At 63.2% G+C, this 1,621-nt stretch carries 3 protein-coding genes; all 3 read left to right on the top strand.

Annotated elements, in window-relative coordinates; translation table 11 throughout:
• Positions 1-513, top strand: a 513-nt coding sequence (gene ligD / locus AC1DN0_RS41005) for a non-homologous end-joining DNA ligase LigD (RefSeq protein WP_477146610.1), incomplete at its 5' end; no start/stop codon positions are given.
• A gap of 18 nt (positions 514-531) precedes the next feature.
• Positions 532-777, top strand: coding sequence for a hypothetical protein (locus AC1DN0_RS41010; protein ID WP_477103792.1), 246 nt, complete (start codon positions 532-534; stop codon positions 775-777).
• Between the two features lie 120 nt (positions 778-897).
• Positions 898-1,602: a translesion DNA synthesis-associated protein ImuA gene (gene imuA / locus AC1DN0_RS41015; RefSeq protein WP_400101105.1), complete on the top strand. Its 705-nt coding sequence runs from the start codon at positions 898-900 to the stop codon at positions 1,600-1,602.
• Positions 1,603-1,621: the final 19 nt, after the last annotated feature.

Raw genomic sequence — 1,621 nt, forward strand, 5'->3', positions numbered from 1 at the left:
GACCCCGGTGATGGCGTGCCATGGCGGCACATGCTTGACGCCGCCATGCTGACGAAGTCTATGCTGGATGAGCTTGGCCTGGTGAGCTTTCTCAAGACCAGTGGTGGCAAAGGCCTGCATGTCGTTGTGCCCATGGCGCCCAAACTTCCGTGGATCACGGTGAAGAAGTTCTCACAAGATGTCGTTCTTCATATCGCCCAGACCATTCCGCAGCGCTTCGTTTCTAAGAGCGGGCCGCGCAATCGGATTGGGAAGATCTACATCGACTACCTGCGCAACGGCCAAGGGGCGACGACGGTGTCCGCATTCTCTGCACGCGCACGGCCGGGTCTCGGGGTTTCGATGCYGGCATCCTGGGAGGAACTGGAGGCACTGACAGCGGGCGATCATTGGACGATCCAGACCGCCCTGCAGCGCGTGGAAGCCGCCGGCTACGTCGATCCGTGGGCGGAGTACGCCGATACTAGAAAGGTGCAACAAATTGGTGCGGCCATCCGCAAGCTAGCTGGCTAGTCGATTGGAGGATTTGCCATGGCAACCCTAGATGCGTTTCCTGCCGCGGAGCGCGAAGCCTTTACCAACGCCTGTCGTCGGCACGGGTTCATCGCCGCCGACTTTAGCGTCTGCGACATGACCGGGGAACAGGAACGCCTGGTCAGCGTGCTGAGGCCAGAGACAGGCGTATTGATGCAGTACGCGGCAGGGTCTCGTGATTCTTGGTCAACCAAATTCGAGCACGACCTAGCCATCCGGGTCTTCGGAGACGCCCCCGAGTAAAACCTCGACGGTGCCCGCTCAATACGCGGCCCTTAAGGCACTTTCAAGCTCGGGAGAAGAAATCCGTGACCACTGTATATATATACAGTAAACTGGGTTGCATGGACTCAACCAATCGCCATGCCGACGCCCAATCCAGAATCCATCCATCCTGCCCTTTGGTTAGCCGCCCAGTTGGCCCGGGCGAACGGTCGCACCGTCGCCACCGGCTATCCGGTGCTGACGGCCGAGTTGCCGGGTGGCGGTTGGCCAACGGCGTCGCTGGTCGAACTTCTGGTGCGCCAGCCGGGTGTGGGAGAGCTTCGCCTGCTGCGCCCCGCACTGGCGGAGGTCTGTAAGCGGCCTATCGCCCTGATTCAACCGCCGCAAACGCCCCAGGCGCTCGCATTGGCCAGTTGGGGCGTGCCGCCCGAACGTCTGCTGTGGATTCGCAGCCAGCGTACGGCCGATGCCCTTTGGGCCACCGAGCAGTTGCTGCGCGCCGGCACTTGCGGCGCGGTTCTGCTTTGGCAGACCCATATCCGCAATGACGCGCTGCGCCGCCTGCACCTGGCCGCGCAGAGTGGCGAGGCGCTGTTTTTCCTCATGCGGCCCCTGGCCTGTGCACGCGACGCGTCGCCAGCGCCCCTGCGCATCGGGGTTGCGCCCGCCGCCGGCGGCGTCGATCTCTCCTTCATCAAGCGGCGCGGCCCGCAGCAGGACCTGCCCGTGCGCGTCCTGCTGGAACCGTCGCCGATCCTGCTTCACCGTCATGTTGCGCCTCTGGATCTGCCTGCACCTCTCGTCCCTGCCACTCGAAGTCTTCCGGCCGAATTGGTCCACTGAGTTGGCTGTGGCGGTGTTG

Source organism: Cupriavidus sp. 05N39, assembly GCF_056397325.1.

Coding starts and splice junctions, on each gene's coding strand:
- AC1DN0_RS41010 (WP_477103792.1), top strand. CDS start 532: ATGGCAACCCTAGATGCGTTTCCTGCCGCGGAGCGCGAAGCCTTTACC.
- imuA (WP_400101105.1), top strand. CDS start 898: ATGCCGACGCCCAATCCAGAATCCATCCATCCTGCCCTTTGGTTAGCC.